The sequence below is a fragment of the Sandaracinobacter sp. genome, from assembly GCF_041909755.1.
GTDB lineage: Bacteria > Pseudomonadota > Alphaproteobacteria > Sphingomonadales > Sphingomonadaceae > Sandaracinobacteroides.
The window spans coordinates 1-17397 of record NZ_JAYRCW010000013.1; the positions used below are offsets into that span (position 1 = coordinate 1).

21 protein-coding genes and 1 pseudogene are annotated in these 17397 nt (G+C 69.4%); 11 read left to right on the top strand and 11 right to left on the bottom strand.

The window, feature by feature from the left end:
- Positions 1-187: 187 nt before the first annotated feature.
- Both ACE3O8_RS03405 and ACE3O8_RS03410 read right to left on the bottom strand, forming a co-directional pair.
- Complete coding sequence (locus ACE3O8_RS03405; protein ID WP_374386788.1) at positions 188-901, bottom strand: dienelactone hydrolase family protein; 714 nt, start codon at positions 899-901, stop codon at positions 188-190.
- Positions 902-912: 11 nt separating this feature from the next.
- Positions 913-1395 (bottom strand): peroxiredoxin, encoded by a 483-nt coding sequence (locus ACE3O8_RS03410; RefSeq protein WP_374386790.1) that lies wholly within the window; start codon positions 1393-1395, stop codon positions 913-915.
- 102 nt (positions 1396-1497) lie between these two features.
- Between ACE3O8_RS03410 and ACE3O8_RS03415 the strand changes: the two genes are divergently transcribed.
- The 4 genes from ACE3O8_RS03415 (at position 1498) to ACE3O8_RS03430 (ending at position 4735) form a co-directional block, all read left to right on the top strand.
- A complete protein-coding gene (locus ACE3O8_RS03415) occupies positions 1498-2058 on the top strand; it encodes a YqgE/AlgH family protein (protein WP_374386792.1) in 561 nt (186 codons plus the stop codon).
- A 126-nt stretch (positions 2059-2184) separates the two neighbouring features.
- The gene (locus tag ACE3O8_RS03420) at positions 2185-4161 is read left to right on the top strand and encodes an acetyl-CoA carboxylase biotin carboxylase subunit (RefSeq protein WP_374386873.1); all 1977 of its coding nucleotides are present in this window, start codon (positions 2185-2187) and stop codon (positions 4159-4161) included.
- Positions 4162-4328: 167 nt separating this feature from the next.
- Entirely contained in the window at positions 4329-4559 is a 231-nt protein-coding gene (locus ACE3O8_RS03425; RefSeq protein WP_374386794.1) for a hypothetical protein, read from the top strand.
- Between the two features lie 50 nt (positions 4560-4609).
- A complete protein-coding gene (locus tag ACE3O8_RS03430) occupies positions 4610-4735 on the top strand; it encodes a hypothetical protein (RefSeq protein WP_374386796.1) in 126 nt (41 codons plus the stop codon).
- Positions 4736-4801: 66 nt separating this feature from the next.
- Here the strand turns inward: ACE3O8_RS03430 and ACE3O8_RS03435 are convergent, their stop codons facing one another.
- Positions 4802-6283 (bottom strand): Do family serine endopeptidase, encoded by a 1482-nt coding sequence (locus ACE3O8_RS03435; protein WP_374386798.1) that lies wholly within the window; start codon positions 6281-6283, stop codon positions 4802-4804.
- Between the two features lie 196 nt (positions 6284-6479).
- Here ACE3O8_RS03435 and ACE3O8_RS03440 point away from each other — a divergent pair, with 196 nt between their 5' ends.
- Positions 6480-7949, top strand: a complete 1470-nt coding sequence (locus tag ACE3O8_RS03440; protein WP_374386800.1) for an amidase — start codon at positions 6480-6482, stop codon at positions 7947-7949.
- Positions 7937-8770: a leucyl/phenylalanyl-tRNA--protein transferase gene (gene aat, locus ACE3O8_RS03445; protein ID WP_374386802.1), complete on the top strand. Its 834-nt coding sequence runs from the start codon at positions 7937-7939 to the stop codon at positions 8768-8770. The genes ACE3O8_RS03440 and aat overlap by 13 nt, the downstream gene beginning before the upstream one ends.
- 35 nt (positions 8771-8805) lie before the next feature.
- Here aat and ACE3O8_RS03450 read toward each other — a convergent pair.
- From ACE3O8_RS03450 to ACE3O8_RS03470, 5 genes and pseudogenes are all read right to left on the bottom strand, one after another.
- A pseudogene (locus tag ACE3O8_RS03450) lies at positions 8806-9237 on the bottom strand (DUF2155 domain-containing protein); the annotation flags it as partial.
- Positions 9234-9728, bottom strand: coding sequence for an outer membrane lipid asymmetry maintenance protein MlaD (gene mlaD / locus ACE3O8_RS03455; RefSeq protein ID WP_374386804.1), 495 nt, complete (start codon positions 9726-9728; stop codon positions 9234-9236). The gene mlaD and the pseudogene ACE3O8_RS03450, both read right to left, overlap by 4 nt.
- Before the next feature lie 4 nt (positions 9729-9732).
- On the bottom strand, positions 9733-10107 hold the full coding sequence (locus ACE3O8_RS03460; RefSeq protein WP_374386806.1) for an NADH-ubiquinone oxidoreductase subunit NDUFA12 family protein: 375 nt from the start codon (positions 10105-10107) through the stop codon (positions 9733-9735).
- A 51-nt stretch (positions 10108-10158) separates the two neighbouring features.
- Entirely contained in the window at positions 10159-10644 is a 486-nt protein-coding gene (locus tag ACE3O8_RS03465) for a DUF192 domain-containing protein (RefSeq protein WP_374386808.1), read from the bottom strand.
- Positions 10628-11212 (bottom strand): cold-shock protein, encoded by a 585-nt coding sequence (locus ACE3O8_RS03470; RefSeq protein WP_374386811.1) that lies wholly within the window; start codon positions 11210-11212, stop codon positions 10628-10630. Before ACE3O8_RS03470 ends, ACE3O8_RS03465 begins: the two co-directional genes overlap by 17 nt.
- Before the next feature lie 151 nt (positions 11213-11363).
- Here ACE3O8_RS03470 and ACE3O8_RS03475 point away from each other — a divergent pair, with 151 nt between their 5' ends.
- Genes ACE3O8_RS03475 through ACE3O8_RS03490 form a run of 4 tightly spaced genes read left to right on the top strand, consistent with a single transcriptional unit; the run spans position 11364 to position 14489 of the window.
- The gene (locus tag ACE3O8_RS03475) at positions 11364-11969 is read left to right on the top strand and encodes a CoxG family protein (protein WP_374386813.1); all 606 of its coding nucleotides are present in this window, start codon (positions 11364-11366) and stop codon (positions 11967-11969) included.
- Positions 11969-12889, top strand: a complete 921-nt coding sequence (locus ACE3O8_RS03480) for an XdhC family protein (RefSeq protein ID WP_374386815.1) — start codon at positions 11969-11971, stop codon at positions 12887-12889. Before ACE3O8_RS03475 ends, ACE3O8_RS03480 begins: the two co-directional genes overlap by 1 nt.
- The gene (locus ACE3O8_RS03485; protein ID WP_374386817.1) at positions 12886-13875 is read left to right on the top strand and encodes a molybdopterin biosynthesis enzyme; all 990 of its coding nucleotides are present in this window, start codon (positions 12886-12888) and stop codon (positions 13873-13875) included. Before ACE3O8_RS03480 ends, ACE3O8_RS03485 begins: the two co-directional genes overlap by 4 nt.
- Positions 13857-14489: an NTP transferase domain-containing protein gene (locus tag ACE3O8_RS03490; RefSeq protein ID WP_374386819.1), complete on the top strand. Its 633-nt coding sequence runs from the start codon at positions 13857-13859 to the stop codon at positions 14487-14489. The genes ACE3O8_RS03485 and ACE3O8_RS03490 overlap by 19 nt, the downstream gene beginning before the upstream one ends.
- Positions 14490-14532: 43 nt before the next feature.
- Here the strand turns inward: ACE3O8_RS03490 and mce are convergent, their stop codons facing one another.
- Both mce and ssb read right to left on the bottom strand, forming a co-directional pair.
- Complete coding sequence (gene mce / locus ACE3O8_RS03495) at positions 14533-14955, bottom strand: methylmalonyl-CoA epimerase (RefSeq protein WP_374386822.1); 423 nt, start codon at positions 14953-14955, stop codon at positions 14533-14535.
- A gap of 11 nt (positions 14956-14966) precedes the next feature.
- Positions 14967-15470 (bottom strand): single-stranded DNA-binding protein, encoded by a 504-nt coding sequence (gene ssb / locus ACE3O8_RS03500; RefSeq protein WP_374386824.1) that lies wholly within the window; start codon positions 15468-15470, stop codon positions 14967-14969.
- Positions 15471-15545: 75 nt separating this feature from the next.
- On the opposite strand from ssb, the gene ACE3O8_RS03505 reads away from it, so the two are divergent.
- On the top strand, positions 15546-16661 hold the full coding sequence (locus tag ACE3O8_RS03505) for a DUF3667 domain-containing protein (RefSeq protein WP_374386826.1): 1116 nt from the start codon (positions 15546-15548) through the stop codon (positions 16659-16661).
- On the opposite strand, the gene ACE3O8_RS03510 is transcribed toward ACE3O8_RS03505, so the two are convergent.
- Complete coding sequence (locus ACE3O8_RS03510; protein ID WP_374386828.1) at positions 16662-17369, bottom strand: hypothetical protein; 708 nt, start codon at positions 17367-17369, stop codon at positions 16662-16664. It abuts the gene before it with no gap.
- Positions 17370-17397: the final 28 nt, after the last annotated feature.

Consider the following 17397-nt stretch of genomic DNA (forward strand, 5'->3'; position numbering starts at 1 on the left):
AACACCGGCTGCCGCAGCGAAACCTGGACACGGGTGGGCAACTGACATCGCCGTCTGTTGGATATTTCCCTACAAATCCAACAGGATATGGTACCAAATCATTGATATTGCAGTGTAGGGAAATGTTCCACGTGGAACAACCGATCTGGTTATCGGCTGTTCCACGCGGCAACAGGTGGCAGCAGGGTCAGCCGAACACCTCGGCCAGATGGGTCTGCATCGCCGCCCACGACCGGGCGTCGGTGCGGGCTTCATAGATGATGGTGGCCATCAGCTGGCCCTTCGCCTCCGGATTGGTGAAGCTGTGCTTCGCGCCGGTATAGGCGATGGTCTGGCAGTCCGCCTCGGCATTCGCCATTTCGGTCAGGAAGGCGGTCAGATGCTCGTGCGGGACCAGCTCGTCCTCGGCCCCGTGGCACACCAGGATCCTGGCCTTGACCTTGCCCTTTTCCGCCGGGGTCACGCTGTCCAGCGCGCCGTGGAAGCTCACCACGCCCAGCACATCGGGGTTCCCCGCGCGCGCCAGTTCCAGAACGGTGCGGCCGCCGAAGCAATAGCCGATCGCCGCCACCTGCCCGTTGCAGGCCGGATGCCCCTTCAGCGCCGTCACCGCCGCCCCGGCGCGGGCGCGCAGGGCCGTTGTGTCGGCGGCGAAGTCGCCGATGATCCTGAACGCCTCCGGCGGGTCGGCCGGGATCAGCCGATCCCCGAAGATGTCGGCGGCCAGCGCCACATAGCCCAGTTCGGCCAGCATCTTTGCCCGGCGCTGCACCTGGGCGCCAAGCCCCCAGGCCTCGTGCACGGCGACGACACCGGGGCGCGGGCCGGGGAATTTCGCGGGATCGGGCAGCTCCAGCACGCCCAGGCAGCGCTGGCCGCCATCGAAATATTCGAAATCCATGCCGCGCGCCCTTACAGCTGGGACAGCAGGTGATCGGCGGAGGAAACCTTGAACGCGCCCGGTTCCTCGACGTTCAGTTCGGCGACCTTGCCGTCCTTCACCAGCATGGAGAAGCGCTGCGAACGCAGGCCCATGCCGAAGCGGGAAGCGTCCATCGTCAGGCCAAGGGCCTTGGCGAAATCGCCGTTTCCGTCGGCCAGCATGCTGATCTTGCCATCGGCCCCGGCGGATTTGCCCCAGGCACCCATCACGAACGGATCGTTGACGGAAATGCAGACGATTTCGTCCACGCCCTTGCCGCCGATCTCGCCGGCCTTTTCGATGAAGCCCGGCAGATGCTTGGCCGAGCAGGTGGGGGTGAAGGCGCCGGGCACCGCGAACAGGGCGACCGTGCGGCCCGCGAACAGCGCGGCCGTATCGACCGCCTCCGGCCCATTTTCGGTCATCTTCGTGAGCGTGGCTTGCGGCACGGCGTCGCCGACCTTGATCGTCATGGGAATGTCCTCCTTCGCGGTATCGGGAAATCGGCGTTAATGCCGCAGGTTCACCACGTCTAGCGCCTGTTCATGACAGGCTGGCGGGCGTAGAAACGCGGAATGACCGAGGCGCCCTATCTGCCGGGCCAGTTCCTGCTGGCCATGCCGGGCATCGGCGATCCGCGATTCGAGCGGAGCGTCGTTGCCATGTGCGCGCATGATCCGGGCGGTGCCATGGGCATCTGCCTGCACGAGCCGCTGCCCGACCTGACCGTTCCCGAACTGATGCGCCAGCTGGAGATCGAACCCGGCGATACACCCGATGTGCCGGTTCTGATGGGCGGGCCCGTCGATCCGCAGCGCGGTTTCGTGCTGCATTCGCCGGACTGGGGCGGCCAGGATACCCGCCATGTGGCCGACCGCTGGGCGCTGACCGGATCGCGCGATGTGCTGGCCGCGATTGCCGAAGGGAAGGGCCCGCGCAAATGGGTCGCGGCGCTGGGCTATGCGGGCTGGTCCGCCGGGCAGCTGGAAATGGAATTGTCGCTGAACGGCTGGTTCCCCACCCCGGCGACCGTCGGGCTGATCTGGGAAAACCGCTGCGGCAGCCGCTGGACGGAAGGCTTCCGCGCTGCCGGGATCGACACCCGGCTGCTCTCGCCAGAGATGGGTCACGCCTGATCAGGCTGTAGCCGCGCTTGCGGAATGCATAGGTGCGCGTGGCTTGACGGGTGGCGGCTGCTCGTCTTTGACCGCCTCGCGCACAGGCACGTGCGCCAACGCAGGGAAGGGTGGGCCTTGGCCAAGCTGTTCGACAAGATCCTGATCGCCAACCGGGGCGAGATCGCCTGCCGGGTGATCCGCACCGCGCGGAAGCTGGGGATCCGGACCGTGGCGGTCTATTCCGACGCAGACGCCGCCGCCGTGCATGTGGAGATGGCCGACGAGGCGATCCACCTGGGCCCGCCGCCCGCCGCGCAATCCTATCTGCTGGGCGAGAAGATCATCGAGGCCTGCAAGGCGACGGGCGCGCAGGCCGTTCACCCCGGCTATGGCTTCCTTTCGGAACGGGAATGGTTCGCCAGGGCGCTGGACGAAGCGAACATCGCCTTCATCGGCCCGCCGGCATCCGCCATCGCCGCCATGGGCGACAAGATCGAATCGAAGAAGCTGGCGAAGGCCGCCGGCGTGAACGTGGTGCCCGGCTTCGTGGGCGAGATCGCGGACACGGCCCATGCCGTCGAGATCGCCAACGGCATCGGCTATCCGGTGATGATGAAGGCGTCCGCCGGTGGCGGCGGCAAGGGCATGCGGCTGGCCTTTTCCGAGGCCGACGTGCGCGAGGGCTTCGATGCGGTAAAGCGGGAAGGCCTGTCCAGCTTCGGCGACGACCGGATCTTCATCGAGAAGTTCATCACCGAACCGCGCCACATCGAGATCCAGCTGCTGGGCGACAAGCATGGCAATGTCGTTTACCTGAACGAGCGGGACTGTTCGATCCAGCGCCGCCACCAGAAGGTGGTGGAGGAGGCGCCGTCCCCCTTCGTCACGCCCGAGATGCGCAAGGCCATGGGCGAGCAGGCCGTGGAGCTGGCGAAGAAGGTGGGCTATTATTCCGCCGGCACCGTTGAATTCATCGCGGGCGCCGATCGCGGCTTCTATTTCCTGGAAATGAACACCCGGCTTCAGGTGGAACATCCCGTGACCGAAGCGATCACGGGCCTCGACCTCGTCGAGCAGATGATCCGCGTGGCGGCCGGGGAAAAGCTGGGCTTCGGCCAGTCGGACATCGGCATCAACGGTCACAGCATCGAAACCCGTTTCTATGCCGAGGATCCCTATCGCGGATTCCTGCCCTCCATCGGCCGCTTGTCGGACTATCGGGAGCCGGCCGCCGGGAACGGCGTGCGGGTGGATACCGGCGTCATCGAGGGCAGCGAAATCTCGATGTTCTATGATCCGATGATCGCCAAGCTGATCACCCACGCGCCGACCCGGCTGGAAGCGGCCGACCTGCAGATTGCGGCGCTGGATCGCTATTATGTGCGCGGGATCAGCCACAATGCGGATTTCCTGTCGGCGCTGATGCAGCATCCGCGCTTCCGCGCGGGCGAAAAGGTGACGACCGCCTTCATCGCGGAGGAATATCCCGACGGATTCCACGGCGCGGCGACCGATCCGGCCAACCTGCCGGGCCTTCTGGCGGTTGCAGCCGTCGTGGGCCGGGCGGCTGCGAACCGCGCGGCGCATGTGGATGGCCGGCTGGGCGGCGACGGCGATGCCGGGGCCGAATGGGTGGTCGAGCTGGACGGCGAACAGCATCGCGTGACGGTCGCCGGAACCAATGTGACGGTCGATGGCGTTTTGCAGGCCGTGGAAATCCAGGGCCGGATTCCGCCGTTCGGGGTGGTCGAGGCGCGGGTGAACGGGCAGCCGGTATCCGTCCAGGTGGACCGGCAGGGCACGGGCTTCCGGCTGACCCACCGGGGCCGGCAGCACCGGATGCGGCTGCTGACGCCGCGATCCGCCGAACTTCAGGGACATATGTTGCCGAAGGTCGCGCCGGACCTGTCGCGGTTCCTGCTGTGCCCGATGCCGGGCCTTGTGGTTTCGGTTTCCGTGGCCGAGGGCGACAAGGTGGAAGCGGGCCAGGCGCTGGCCGTTGTGGAGGCGATGAAGATGGAGAACATCCTTCGCGCCGAGAAGCCGGCGACGGTTTCCAAATTGCACGCCAAGCCGGGCGACAGCCTGGCGGTTGATGCAATTATCCTTGAATTCGAATAATTTAACTGAAATTTTGGATCGACTAAACGGCGCCGCTTCGGCGCCGTTAATCGTTGCATTCCTTCACAATGACGCCGTTGCGTCGGGCAAGGTTAATGCGCAATATGATGCCAACGAAAACACTCGGAGCCCCCAAGAGGGCACATAAGAATACCGGGAGAAAAACAATGATGAAGGTCGCAAAATTCTCTGCCGCACTCGCCACCTCGGTGGTTGTGACTTCCTTCGGCATCGCCGTCCTGTCTGGCTTTACTTCTGAAACCCTGGTGTCGCCCCACTTCTGGGTGATCAGCGTGTCGCTGGCCGGCATGTTCGGCCTGGGCATGGGCAATGGCATCGGTGAAAAGATGGGCGAGCGCGCGTCGAACCTGCCCGCCACGGGTCTGCTGCCGGCCTGAAGGCCCAATCCTCTCGACAAGAACAACAAGAAGAAACGAGGAGTCCAACCATGAAACTGCTGCAGAAGATTTCCGAGATGGTCCGTGGCAATCCTGCCGAAGCCGAGGCCCGCGCCCGCAACCTGGCCCGCATCGGCCCGCCGAAGATCCGCTTCGACTCCAGCCGGCCCGCCTGACCGGGCGCCGGGCTTTGGGAGGGGGGCCGGCGCCTGGGCGCAGGCCCCCTTCGGCCGTTCAGGGGATCAGGCCGCGCGGCAGCCGAAGCTGGCCGGCGCCTGGAACAGGCATTCCACCCGCTGGCCGCCCCGGTTCAGACCGAAGAGGGTGCGGCCGGGATTGGTGGTGACGGCCTGCCTGACATCCGCCACGCTGGCGACGCGGGTGCCGTTCACGCTTTCCACGATGTCGCCGGGCCGGGGAAAACCGGTGCGGGCGGCGGGCGCCTGCGGCGGCACCTGCACCACGACCACCCCCCGTTCGGGCAGGCCCGCGCCCAGTTCCTGCGCCAGCGCCGGCGACAGGTTGGCGATGGACACGCCGGCGAGGATGCTGCCGCCCGGCATCTGCGTGAGCTGGCGCGCCGGGGTTTCCGGCGGGGCGACCAGCTTCAGTTGCAGATTCCTTGCCGACCCGCCGCGCAGGACGGTGAGCGTGACGGCGTCGCCCACCGGCTGGGTGGCGACCTGATAGCGCAGCGTGGACGGGTCGATCACGTCCTTGCCATCCACCGCATAGACGATGTCGCCGGGGCGAAGCCCTGCGGCTTCGGCCGGGGAGCCGGGCGAGACGCCGGTGACGAGCATGCCGGTGGGCCGGTCCAGCCCGGCCTTCGCCGCCGAATCACTGGTCAGCGCTTCGCCCTCCACCCCGATCCAGGCGGTGACGAAGCGGCCGCTGCTGGCGCCGCGCAGGAAGGTCTTCACCATGTTGGAGGGGATGGCGAAGCCGAGGCCGATGCTGCCGCCGTCGCGTCCGCCGGACAGGATGACCGAGTTGATGCCGATCACCTCGCCGTTCATGGCGGCCAGCGCGCCGCCCGAATTGCCCTGGTTGATGGCGGCATCCGTCTGGATGAAGAATTGCGCATCCGACACGCCGATGCCGGTGCGGGCCGTGGCGGAGACGATCCCCTGCGTGACCGTCTGCCCCACGCCGAACGGGTTGCCGACGGCGAGGACGAGATCGCCGACCTGCGCGCGATCCGAATCGCCGAGGCGGGCGACCGGGAGGGTGGCGCCCTGAGGCTCGATCTTGAGCAGCGCGAGATCGAGGCGCGGTTCCGCGAACAGCAGCTTTGCCGGATATTCCCGCCGGTCCGCCAGCGCGACGAGGATCTGATCCGCGCCCTGCACCACATGGTTGTTGGTGATGACGAGGCCGGCTGCATCGACGATCACGCCCGATCCCAGCGCATTTTCGACGCGCGGCTGGCTTTCGAACATGGAAAAGAAGCCGCCCATCTGCTGCCGCTGCCGCACCACGCGGGCGGTGAAGATGTTGACGACGGCAGGCTGCACCTGCCGCGCGACGGGAGCGAAGGACAGGTTCACCTGCGCGGCGGACTGGGGCACCACCCGATCCGCTTCGCCGCCCGCCGCCCGCGCGAGGCCGGCGGCCTCCTGCGCGGCAAGATCGCCTGATCCCGTCCAGTTGTTGACCGAAAGCGCGAGCGCGACCCCCCCGGCGAGGCCGGCCGTGATGAGGGCGATCGAGCGGATCTTCATGCGCAAAAGCAGTTCCTTCCCCGGATTTCGTGCCACCAGAGTGGGAACTGGTGGCCGGGCTTGCAAGCCGGGGGATGCCGGGCGGCCGTTGAAGCAGGGCTGAACGGGGCAAGGGCGCCTGACGGGCATGCAGCTGGGGCTTTGACAAAGGCCGCCGCCGATTCCAGCATGGGGAGAGGCCGTTGGGGAGCGGGGCGTGCTGGAACGCAGACAATTTCTGGAAATGGCGGCGCTGGCCGCGCTGGCAGGGGGCGCACGGCTGGAGGCGGCGGCCGCCGATGGAGCGGACGCGGGCGCGGACGCCGCACAGCTGGCGCTGGCGCTGAAGCATGGGCGGGTGACATCGGCGGCGCTGGTGAATGCGGCGCTGGCGCGGCTGGAGGCCGTGAACGGCCGGTTGAACGCCTGCCGCTTTCCCTATGCCGACGCTGCGCGCGCGCAGGCGGCGGCGAAGCGGACCGGGCCGGTTGCCGGCCTTCCCACCTTTACCAAGGACCTGGCCGAGGAGAAGGCGCGCGCCTTTACCGAGGGCGCGCGGGCCTATGCCGGGCGCACCGGCGCGGCGGACGACGGGGCGGCTGCGGCGATCGCGGCATCGGGCCTGATTTCCCTGGGGCGCAGCACCACGCCGGAGTTCGGGCTGCTGCCCACGACGGAGCCGCTGCTGGGCGGGCCGACCCGCAACCCCTGGAACCCCGCGCACAGCAGCGGCGGGTCTTCCGGCGGGGCCGGGGCGCTGGTGGCGGCGGGCGTGGTGCCCTTTGCCCATGCCTCTGACGGGGGCGGATCGATCCGCATTCCGGCCAGCTGCAATGGGCTGGTGGGGCTGAAGCCGTCGCGGGGGCGCATGTCGGGCGAGGAAGCCGACAAGGGCGTGACGGCCGTGGGCGTGAACGGCTGCGTGAGCCGCAGCGTGCGCGACACGGCCGCCTGGCTGGCGGCGATGGAATCGCGCAGCGGCCCGCATGCGCCCGTCGGGCTGGTGACGGGGCCGGTGCGGCGGCCGCTGCGGATCGGCCTGCGCGGCGTGGGCCATGCGGGGGAGCCGCATGCCGATGTCCGCGCGGTGTTCGAATCGGCGACCGATCTGCTGAAGCGGCTGGGGCACAAGCCGGTGGATGCGCCGATTCCCTATGACGCGCCGGGCGCGATCGACGCCTTCCTGAAGATCTGGAGCCTTGGCGCGGCGCAGTCCGTTCAGGGGGTGGAGGCCTGGCTGAAGCGGGCGCCCGGCGGCGACGACCTGGAGCCCGCGACCTTTGCCTTCGCAGAACGCGGCGCGAAGCTGAGGAAGGCCGATGTCGGCGCGGCGGTGGCGGGGCTGGAAGCGGCTGTCAGCGCCTATCTGGGCCAGTTCGATTCCTTTGATGTGCTGATGACCCCGGTGCTGGGCGCGCCGCCGCCGGAAATCGGCTGGCTGGCGCCGACCCTGCCCTTTGAAACGCTGCTGGAACGGGTGCTGGCCTATGTGGCCTATACGCCGATCGAGAATGCGGCCGGGGCGCCTGCGATCGCGCTGCCGCTGGGCATGTCGGCCACGGGGCTGCCGATCGGGATGCAGTTCACCGCGCCGCCCGGCGGAGAGCGGCGGCTGCTGGAACTGGCCTATGCCATCGAACGGGCGCGCCCCTGGCGGGGGCTGAAGCCGGCGATATGGGCGGGCTGACCGAACGACCTGCCGCGGGCGGCGCGCAGCGGCTGGAAACGGCGCTGCTGATCCGGGCCTATTCGGCCGGGCTGTTCCCGATGGCCGACACGCGCGAGGCGGCGGACGTGTTCTGGGTGGAGCCGCGCCGGCGCGGCGTGCTGCCGATCGACGGATTCCACCTGCCGCGATCGCTTGCCCGGACGCTGAAGCAGGAGCGGTTCCTGCACAGCCATGACCTTGCCTTCGGTGCGGTGATCCGGGCCTGTGCCGAGGAGGCGCCGGGGCGGGCGCAGAGCTGGATCAACCCGACGATCGTGGATGCCTATTCGCGGCTGCACGCCGAGGGCCATGCGCACAGCATCGAGACATGGGACAAGGACGGGCGGCTGGTGGGCGGCCTTTATGGTGTGCGGATCGGGGCTGCCTTTTTCGGGGAGAGCATGTTCAGCCGGGCGACCGACGCCAGCAAGGCGGCGCTTGCGCACCTTGTTGCGCGGCTGCGGCTGGGCGGGTTCCTGTTGCTGGACACGCAGTTCCTGACCGCGCACCTGGCGCGGTTCGGCGGGCATGAGGTGCGGCGCGGAGCCTATATGGCGATGCTGGACCGGGCCGTGCTGCAGACCGCGGACTGGGCGCGGATCGATCAGGATTCCGGCGTGGTGGCCGGCGGCGCGGCAGGCTGGGGTGCGGTGGCGGCAGGAGCGGCCGGGGCGGCTGCCTCTGGCGCGGTGGCCGGGGCGCGGGCCGGGCGCGGCCTTGCCGAGGTGCCGCCCGCGCTGCCGGCGGGCCGGGGGCCATCGGGGAAGCGCATCGTGCAGCTTTTGAGCCAGACATCATAGACCGGGTGCACGAAGGGATTGAGCGAGGGCGATTCCGCGAACAGCCAGCCGGAAAACACGGTTTTCAGCGGGGCCTGCGACTGGCCCTGGAGCGTGAGCGGACGTTCGACCACCTGAACGAAGGCGCCGGACTGCGGCCGTTCGAAGGGCTGCGTCTTCTCGCAGCCGCGCAGGATGCCGGAGATGCGGCCGAAGCTGAAGCGTTCGCCCGGCTTCAGGGTGAATTCGGCCGTGGTGCCAAGGCGCTTGTCCAGCACGCCGATGACGGCGGTGCGTTCGGCGGGGGGTGTGACGCGCCGGGGCGCGGGTGTTGCGATGGTTGCCTGCCGGGGGGCGGGCGCGGCCTTTGGGGCGGGCGCTGCCGGCTTCGGGGCCGTCTGTTGGGCCGGTGCATCCGCGGAGGCCTGGGCCAGAAGCGGGGCCGACAGCAGCAGCGCCGCGAGCGGAGCGATGGGGCGGGCCGTCATTCGGCTGCGCCGGCGGGCTCCGCCTTTGCGGGTTCTTCGGCGCCGCTGCGGTTGATGACGGAGCCGATGAGGCCCATCAGATCCGTTGCGCCCTGCGTGTCGGTGATTTCGTCGCCGGCGGCGAGCATGTCGGGATCGCCGCCCGGCACGAGGGCGATGAAGCTGCCGCCGAGCAGGCCTTCCGACGTGATGGCGGCGGAACTGTCGAGCGGAAGCTTCACGGCGCTGTCCACCGAGAGGGTGACGACGGCCTGGTAGGTGGCGGGATCGAGCCGTTGGGCGGTGACGCTGCCGACCTTCATGCCGGAGACGCGCACATCGGAGCCGACGGAAATGCCGGCGGCATTGGGAAAGCGGGCGGCCAGTTCGTAGCTGCTGGTTCCGGTGCTGCCGGTGCGATCGAGCGCGAAGGCGAGGAACCAGGCAGCAACGGCGATCACGGCGAGGCCGGTGAGCGCCTCTACCAGATGGTCCTTCAGGATCTGGGGCATGCGGTCAGCCTTGCTCGCCCGGGGTCCAGGCGCGGTAGTCCGCGGGCGACGCCGCGCGGGCCTTGCCCGCCGTCAGCGCGCCGATCGGCATTTCGGCCTGCGCCGAGCCGGTGGGGTTGGGGCGCCAGGGCTTTTCCCAGGCCTTCACCGGCAGCGGTTGCTGGCTGGGGGCCTCCGCGCGGGTGTGGTGCAGCCAGAGGTGCCATTCGGGCGGGACGCGGCTGGAATCATTGTCCGTCGCGTAAAGTACCCAGCGGCGGCCGCCGCCCTGATAATAGGTGTTTCCGTCGGCGTCCTTGCCGACTTCCTGCGCGCGCAGCGTCTGCAGCCAGGTGCCGAAGGTCTGGCCCGTCCACCAGGTGAAGAGATTGAAGCCCATGCAACCGCCCCTAGCCGCTGAGGGGTGGCGGGCGCAAGATTGCCGCTGCGCTCAGCGCGGCCACTGGACCTTGTCGCCGGGCTTTGCGCCGATGCGCTCCGCCTCTCCGCCCGGGAGTTCGAGGACGGCGATGACGGGGCCGACGGACGACAGCGGGGCGCGCGACTTCGGGACGGCGTTGGCCGCGATGTTGCGGATGCGGCCATCGGTGCCGATGAACAGCAGATCGAGCGGGATCAGCGTGTTTTCCATCCAGAAGCTGGCGGGCGACGGCGGATCGTGCGGGAAGAGCATGCCGGTGCCGGGCGGCATCTTCGTGCGGAACATCATGCCATGGGCCTGCTGTGCCGGGGTGGCGGCGACCTCGACCTTGTAGGCGTGGCGCTTGCCGCCCGAGGTTTCGATGCTGAGCGGGATGACCCGCAGGCCTGTCTGCGGCTTGCCCGCTGCCGGCATTGTTTCGCGCGCCAGCGCCGGGGCGGCGGGGGCCGCGCCGGCGAGGGCGAGGATCGCGAGGGCGCTAGCCCAGCGGCGCAAGCTGGACGGCGAGCGCGCCGCGCGGGCCGTCGTGGATGCGGGCGCGCAGCTGCTGGCCGGGGGTGAGACCTTCGAAGCCGGCCCGGCGGACCGTTTCCATGTGGACGAAAACCTGGGTGACACCATCATCCCTCAACAGGAAGCCATAGCCCTTGGACCGGTTGAACCAGCGGACCTCGACCGGTTCATATGGACCGGCGAGGTCCAGAAAGTCGAGCGGTTCGACGCGGTTCGAGCTGCGCTCGGCCTGTCTGTCAGGATCGGGGCCGGTCGCCTTGCTGAGATCCAGCTCGACGATGGAGGCGGCCTGCCGCCCGCGCGGGCCCTTGCGCGCGGTGACGGTGACCGCCGCGCCTTCCGGCAGGGATTTCCGGCCGAGAGGCCCCAACAGATTGTAATGGATCAGGATGTCCCCGCCGCCATCGTCCGGGACGATGAAGCCATAACCCTTGACCAGGTCGAACCATTTGACCCTGCCGGAGACGGTCTCGATCGGATCCTCGCCGGCTGTACGGTCCAGGGGCTCGACAGCCCCTCCGCTGTCCGCAAGCCCGTTACCCAAACCCATGTCCCCTACCATGTCGGCCGTTTGGCGCCGTGCGACCCAAGCGCGTGCCCGGCATCAGCCAACTTTCCCTGCGACCGGGGACAGGCTAACACAGCAATGGCCCTGTGCAAGCTTGGCTTTCTTTCAGTTCTGTAATGAAAGTTCATCGCTGATGCATCTGCAAGGTGAAACGCTCATCAATGCCGGACGGGAAAAGGTGTGGGCGGCGCTGAACGATCCGGCGGTGCTGGCGCGCTGCATCGAGGGCGTGGAATCGCTGGAGGCCGATGGGCCGAACCGGTTTGCCGGGGTGCTGAACGCGAAGGTGGGGCCGGTGAAGGCGAAGTTCAGCGGCGCGGTTGAACTGAGCGAGCTGGACCCGCCGAACCGCTATGTGATCTCGGGCGAGGGCAAGGGCGGAGTGGCCGGCTTTGCGAAGGGATCGGCGGAAGTGGTGCTGAGCGACGCCGGACAGGGTGCTACGCGGCTGACATATGATGCGAAATCGCAAGTGGGCGGAAAGCTGGCGCAGCTGGGCACGCGGCTGATCGAGGGCACGGCGAAAAGCTATGCCGAGAATTTCTTCGCCGCCTTCAAGGCGGAGGTGGAGCAGGAGGCGGCGCCGGAGCCCGTGCCTTTGCCGGAGGATGTGCGGGCGGCTGCCGTGGAGGCGGCGGTTGCCGAAGTGACCTCGCCGGCGCGCGGGCTTCCCGCCTGGATGTGGATCGGCGGGCTGGTGCTGCTGGTGCTGGCCGTGACGGCGATGCTGTTGATGTGATGGACGAGACGGGCCTGCTGCTGGCGAAGGCGGCCGACTGGCGCGCGGCCGGGCACGGCCTTGCGCTGGCGACGGTGGTGAAGGCCTGGGGGTCTGCCCCGCGACGGCCGGGCGCCATGCTGCTGGTGCGCGACGACGGGCTGTTCGAGGGCAGCGTTTCAGGCGGCTGCGTGGAAGGCGCGGTGATCGAGGCGGCGCTGGCGCGGATCGCGACGGGCGGCGGCGAGCTTCTGACGTTCGGGGTCGCGAACGAGACCGCCTGGGAAGTGGGGCTGGCCTGTGGCGGCGAGATTTCCATCTTCGTGCAGGCGGTGGACGACAGCGGCTTCCCCCCGGCGCTGCTGGCGCGGATCGCGGCCGCGCGGGCGGGCGGCGAGGCGGTTTCGGTTCGGTTCGGATTTGCGGACGGGCGCGCGGCGGAGGGTGAGGGCGGCGACTGGACGCTGAGGATCGATCCGCCGCTGCGGCTGATGCTGGTGGGGGCGGTGCATATTTCGCAGGCGCTGGCGCCGATGGCGGCTTCGCTGGGGCACCGGGTGCTGATCGTGGACCCGCGCGGCGCCTTTGCCGCGGGCCCGCGCTTTGCCGGGTTCGAGGTGGACGGGCGCTGGCCCGACGAGGCGCTGGCGGACTGGAAGCCGGACGGGGCAAGCGCGATCGTGGCGCTGACGCACGACCCGAAGCTGGACGATGTGGCGCTGGCGGCGGCGCTGCGATCAGAGGCCTATTACATCGCGGCGCTGGGCAGCCGGAAATCGCACGCGGCCCGGCTGGAGCGGCTGGGGGCCATGGGCTTTGAGGCGGGGCAGCTGGCGCGAATCCACGGGCCTGCCGGGCTGGACATCGGGGCGGCGAACCCGGCCGAGATCGCGCTGAGCGTGGCGGCCCAGATGGTGGCGGCCTGGAGGCGGCGGGATTGATCTTTGGCGAGCTGCCGCTGGCTGAGGCGGACGGCGCGATGCTGGCGCATGGGGTGACGCTGGGCGGGCGGCGGTTCGCCAAGGGGGCGTCCGTGGACGCCGCGCTGCTGGCGGCGGCACGGGCGGACGGGGTGGCGCGGCTGTGGGTGGCGCGGCTGGAGCCGGGCGACGTGCCGGAAGCGGAGGCTGCGGCCGGGATCGGGGCGCTGCTGGCCGGGCCGGGCGTGGTGGCGCGCCCGCCGGTGCATGGGCGGGTGAACCTGCACGCCGCGACGGGCGGCCTGCTGACCTATGCGCCGGAGGAGGTTTCGGCGGCCAATGCCGCGAGCGAGGCGGTGGGGATTTCGACGCTGCCGCCGCTGAGCCCCGTGACGGCCGGAGACATCGTCGGCACGGTGAAGGTGATGCCCTATGCCGTGTCGGCAGATGCGATGGCGGCGGTTCGCGCGGCGGCCGGGCCGATCCGGGTGGCGGGCTGGCGGCCGGGCCTGCGCGCGGTGCTGGTGCAGACGCGGCTGCCGGACACGGGTGTGAAGCTGCTGGCGAAAACGGCGGAGGTGACCGCCGGACGGCTTGCGCGGCTGGGCGTGGGGATGCTGGCCGGGCCGGAGCCTGCGCACGCTGTTGCGCCGCTTGCGGCGGCACTGAGGGCGGCGGGCGCCGACCTGCTGCTGGTGGCGGGCGCGACCGCGACATCCGATGCGCGTGACGTGATCCCGGCGGCGATCCGGGCGGCGGGCGGCGAGGTGCTGCGCGTGGGGATGCCGGTGGACCCCGGCAACCTGCTGGTGCTGGGGCGGCTGGGGGGCGCGCTGGTGCTGGGGCTGCCCGGCTGCGCCAGAAGCCCGAAACGCAACGGGCTGGACCTTGTGCTGGAGTTGTGGGCCGCGGGCCTGGACATATCGGCCGGGCGCATCGCGGCGATGGGCGTGGGCGGATTGCTGGACGGGGGCGGCCGGGCGGTGCCATGGGGCTGGGGCGGGTGACGCCCCCGCCGAAGGCCCCGCTGAACGCCCCACTGATGGTCGGTGCGATCGTGCTGGCGGCGGGGCTGAGCCGCCGGATGGGGGCGGCCAAGCTGGCGATGCCCGTGGATGGCGTGCCAATGCTGGCGCGGACCTTGGCGACGGTGCAGGCGGCGGGACTGCCGCTGCTGCTGGTGACGGGCGGGCATCAGGATGCCGTGCGGGCCGTGGCGGGTGATGGGCCGCAGGTGCGGGCCGAAGGGTTCGAGAAAGGGCTGGCGGAAAGCCTGAAGGCGGGGCTGCGCGCGGCGCCCGCCTGCTGGGATGCCGCGCTGGTGGTGCTGGGCGACATGCCCTTCGTTGAGGCCGGAAGCCTGCGGGCGCTGGCCGGGGCGCTGGCAGGGGGTGCGCGGGCGGTGGTGCCGGTTCAGGCCGGGCTGCGGGGCAATCCGGCCGGGTTCGCACGGGAGGCCTGGCCGGCGCTGCTGGCGCTGGAGGGGGATCGCGGCGCGCGCGGGGTGCTGGATGCGCTGGGGGCGGTGGAAGTTGCCGTGGACGACCCCGGCGTGCTGCGCGACCTGGATGTGCCCGGTGATCTGGACGTGCCCGGTGATTTGGACGGGGGTGGCCGGTAGGGCATGCGCCCCCCTCTGCCCGAGGGGGGCTTTGCGGCCCGGCCTAGTGGTGGCCGGGTTCGGCCATCAGTTCGATCAGCACGCCGCCCATGTCCTTCGGGTGGACGAAGATGACCGGCACGCCGTGCGCGCCGATGCGGGGTTCGCCGTTGCGGAGCACCGTTGCGCCCTTCGCCACCAGTTCATCGCGCGCGGCGAGGATGTCGGGCACCTCGAAGCAGACATGGTGCTGGCCGCCCTTGGGGTTTTTCGCGAGGAAGCCGTGGACGGGGCTGTCCGCGCCCAGCGGCTCGATCAGTTCGATCTGGCTGTTCGGCACGTCCACGAAGCAGACCCGGACGCCCTGTTCGGGCAGGTCGAACGGGTCGTGGATCTTCGTGGCGCCCAGAAAGTCGCGGTAGAGCTTCACGCTCTCTTCGATGGAGGGGGTCGCGACCCCGACGTGGTTCAGCCTGCCGATCTGCATGTCATCCAATCCTAGAAGGGAACGTCATCGTCCATGTCATCGAAGGACGCGCCTGGCTTGCTGCCATAACCGCCAGACGCGCCGCCCGGGGCGGGGCCGCGCGCGGGGGCAGGGCTGCCATATTCGTCGCCGCCGCCATAGCCGCCGCCCGATCCGCCTTCGCGGCGGCCATCCAGCAGGGTCAGTTCGCCGCGGAAGCGGCCGACATAGACTTCGGTGGTGTAGCGGTCATTGCCGTCGCGGTCCTGCCACTTGCGGGTGCGGAGCTGCCCTTCGACATAGACCTTGGAGCCCTTGCGCAGATATTGTTCGGCGACGCGGACGAGATTGTCGTTGTCGAGAACGACCGAGTGCCACTCCGTGCGCTCCTTGCGCTCGTTCGTGGCGCGGTCCGTCCAGGATTCGGAGGTGGCGATGCGCAGGTTCGCGATGCGGCCGCCGCTGGGAAAGCTTTTCACTTCCGGGTCGGCCCCGAGATTGCCGACGAGAATCACCTTGTTCACGCTGCCCGCCATGGGCCTGTCTCCCGACTTGAGTTGGTGCCTGCGATAGGCCAGTCAGGAAGCGACACGCAAGCGGGGTTGGCGGTGATGGACAGCGGGATCGAGGAAGCAGGGGCATTGGCGACGGCGGCGGCCGCTGCGCGCGAGATCGACCCTGCCGCGGCGCGCGACTCCGTGCATGGGGGGCCGTGCGCCAACTGCGGCGCGGCGCTGGCGGGGGCCTATTGCAGCGCTTGCGGGCAGAAGGCGCATCTCCACCGATCGGTGTTCCATGCCATTGAGGAATTCCTGCATGGCATCCTGCATTTCGACAGCAAGCTGTGGCACACGCTGCCGCTGTTGGCCGTCCGCCCGGGCAAGCTGACGCGCGACTATGTGATGGGCCGGCGGGCGCGCTATATCGCGCCGGTCGCGCTGTTCCTGCTGACGATCTTCACCATGTTCCTGGTGTTCGGCTTCCTGCCGACACCCGCGCTGGAGGGGACGGACCTGCAGATGTCGGGGAAGGACCGGCAGGCGGCGGCGGTGGCGATCGGCGAGGAACTGACCGGGCTGGAGGCCAATCTGGCGCAGGCGCGGGCGAAGCAGGCGGCCGATCCCGCCAGCGATGCGCTGCGGCAGGAAGTGGTGCGGCTGGAAACGGCGCAGAGCCTGGCGAAGGCGGCGAAGCAGCGGCTGGAGGGCGGCGGCACGGCGGCGAGCCCGGCCGATGTGGTGGGGGCGATCAGCGGAGCTGCGCGGACCGGCGGCCTGACACTGGATGTGGGCAGCGAGGATCTGAACGCGAAGGTGCGTCGGGCGCTGAGCGACCCGGAGTTCATGTTCTACAAGATGAAGCAGAAGGGCTACAAGCTTTCGTTCCTGCTGGTGCCGATGTCGCTGCCGTGGATGATCCTGCTGTTTGCCTGGAAGCGCGACGTGAAGACCTATGACCATGTCGTCTTCCTGCTCTATTCGATCAGCTTCATGTCGATGCTGGTGATCCTGACGACGCTGCTGGCGGCCGTGTTCGAGCTGCCGCGACAGGTCTATGCGTTCCTGCTGCTGGTGGTGCCGGTGCTGCACATGTTCGCGCAACTGAAGGAAGGTTATGCGCTGGGCTGGTTCTCGGCCGCCTGGCGCACGATTGTCGTCTCCAGTTTCGCGCTGGTGACGCTGACCGTCTATTTCATGGGAATCCTGTTGCTGGGGATGCTGGACTGATCAGCGCGCCGGCGGCGTGCCGGCAGCCACCAGTTTCTCGATCTCCGCGCGGGAGAGCGGGGCCGCCGGCAGCATCAGCCGATCGGCGGGAATGGTGGCGGCCTCTGCCTTCACGAGGCGGAAGCGGCCGACGGATTCGAGGGGCGTGCCAAGCGCGTGGACGCTCCGCATTTCCGAGACGATGCCGGTCGCCATTTCGCCCATCAGCGGCGCGACCATCACCATCATCGATTCCATGAAGCGGCCGATCGCGCGGCCGACGGGTTTCAGCGCCGGATCCGGCGAAAAGACCATTTCCTGCACCTGCGGCGGGTCGCCGCTCAGCGTGATTTTCCAGACTTCGCCTGGAAAGCCCGCGACGGTGCGCGTGCCGGTGCGCTGCATCCTGGGCGGCGGTGAGGGCTGGGCGCGCGCCGCTTCGGTGAAGAGCTGGGCGAACAGCGGCGGCAGGGCCTTGCCGATGACGGCCGCCAGATCGTCCACGCGCACGACCTGGACCTTGCCATCCGGCCCGGGGCTGACGAGGTGGAACACGCCGCCGACTTCGAGCCCGTAGGCCGGATCGCCGGGCTTGCCGATGCGCAGGTCGCCGTTGTCGCCGGTCTCTATCTCCAGCGCCTTCGGCTCGGCCTCTGCGTGATAGAGGGCGCGCATGCCGGCTTCGGCGGGGCCGGCGACGAGCAGCAGCGCGAGAATGGCGGTCCGCATGGCGATCTTCTCCCTGTTGGGGAGGGTT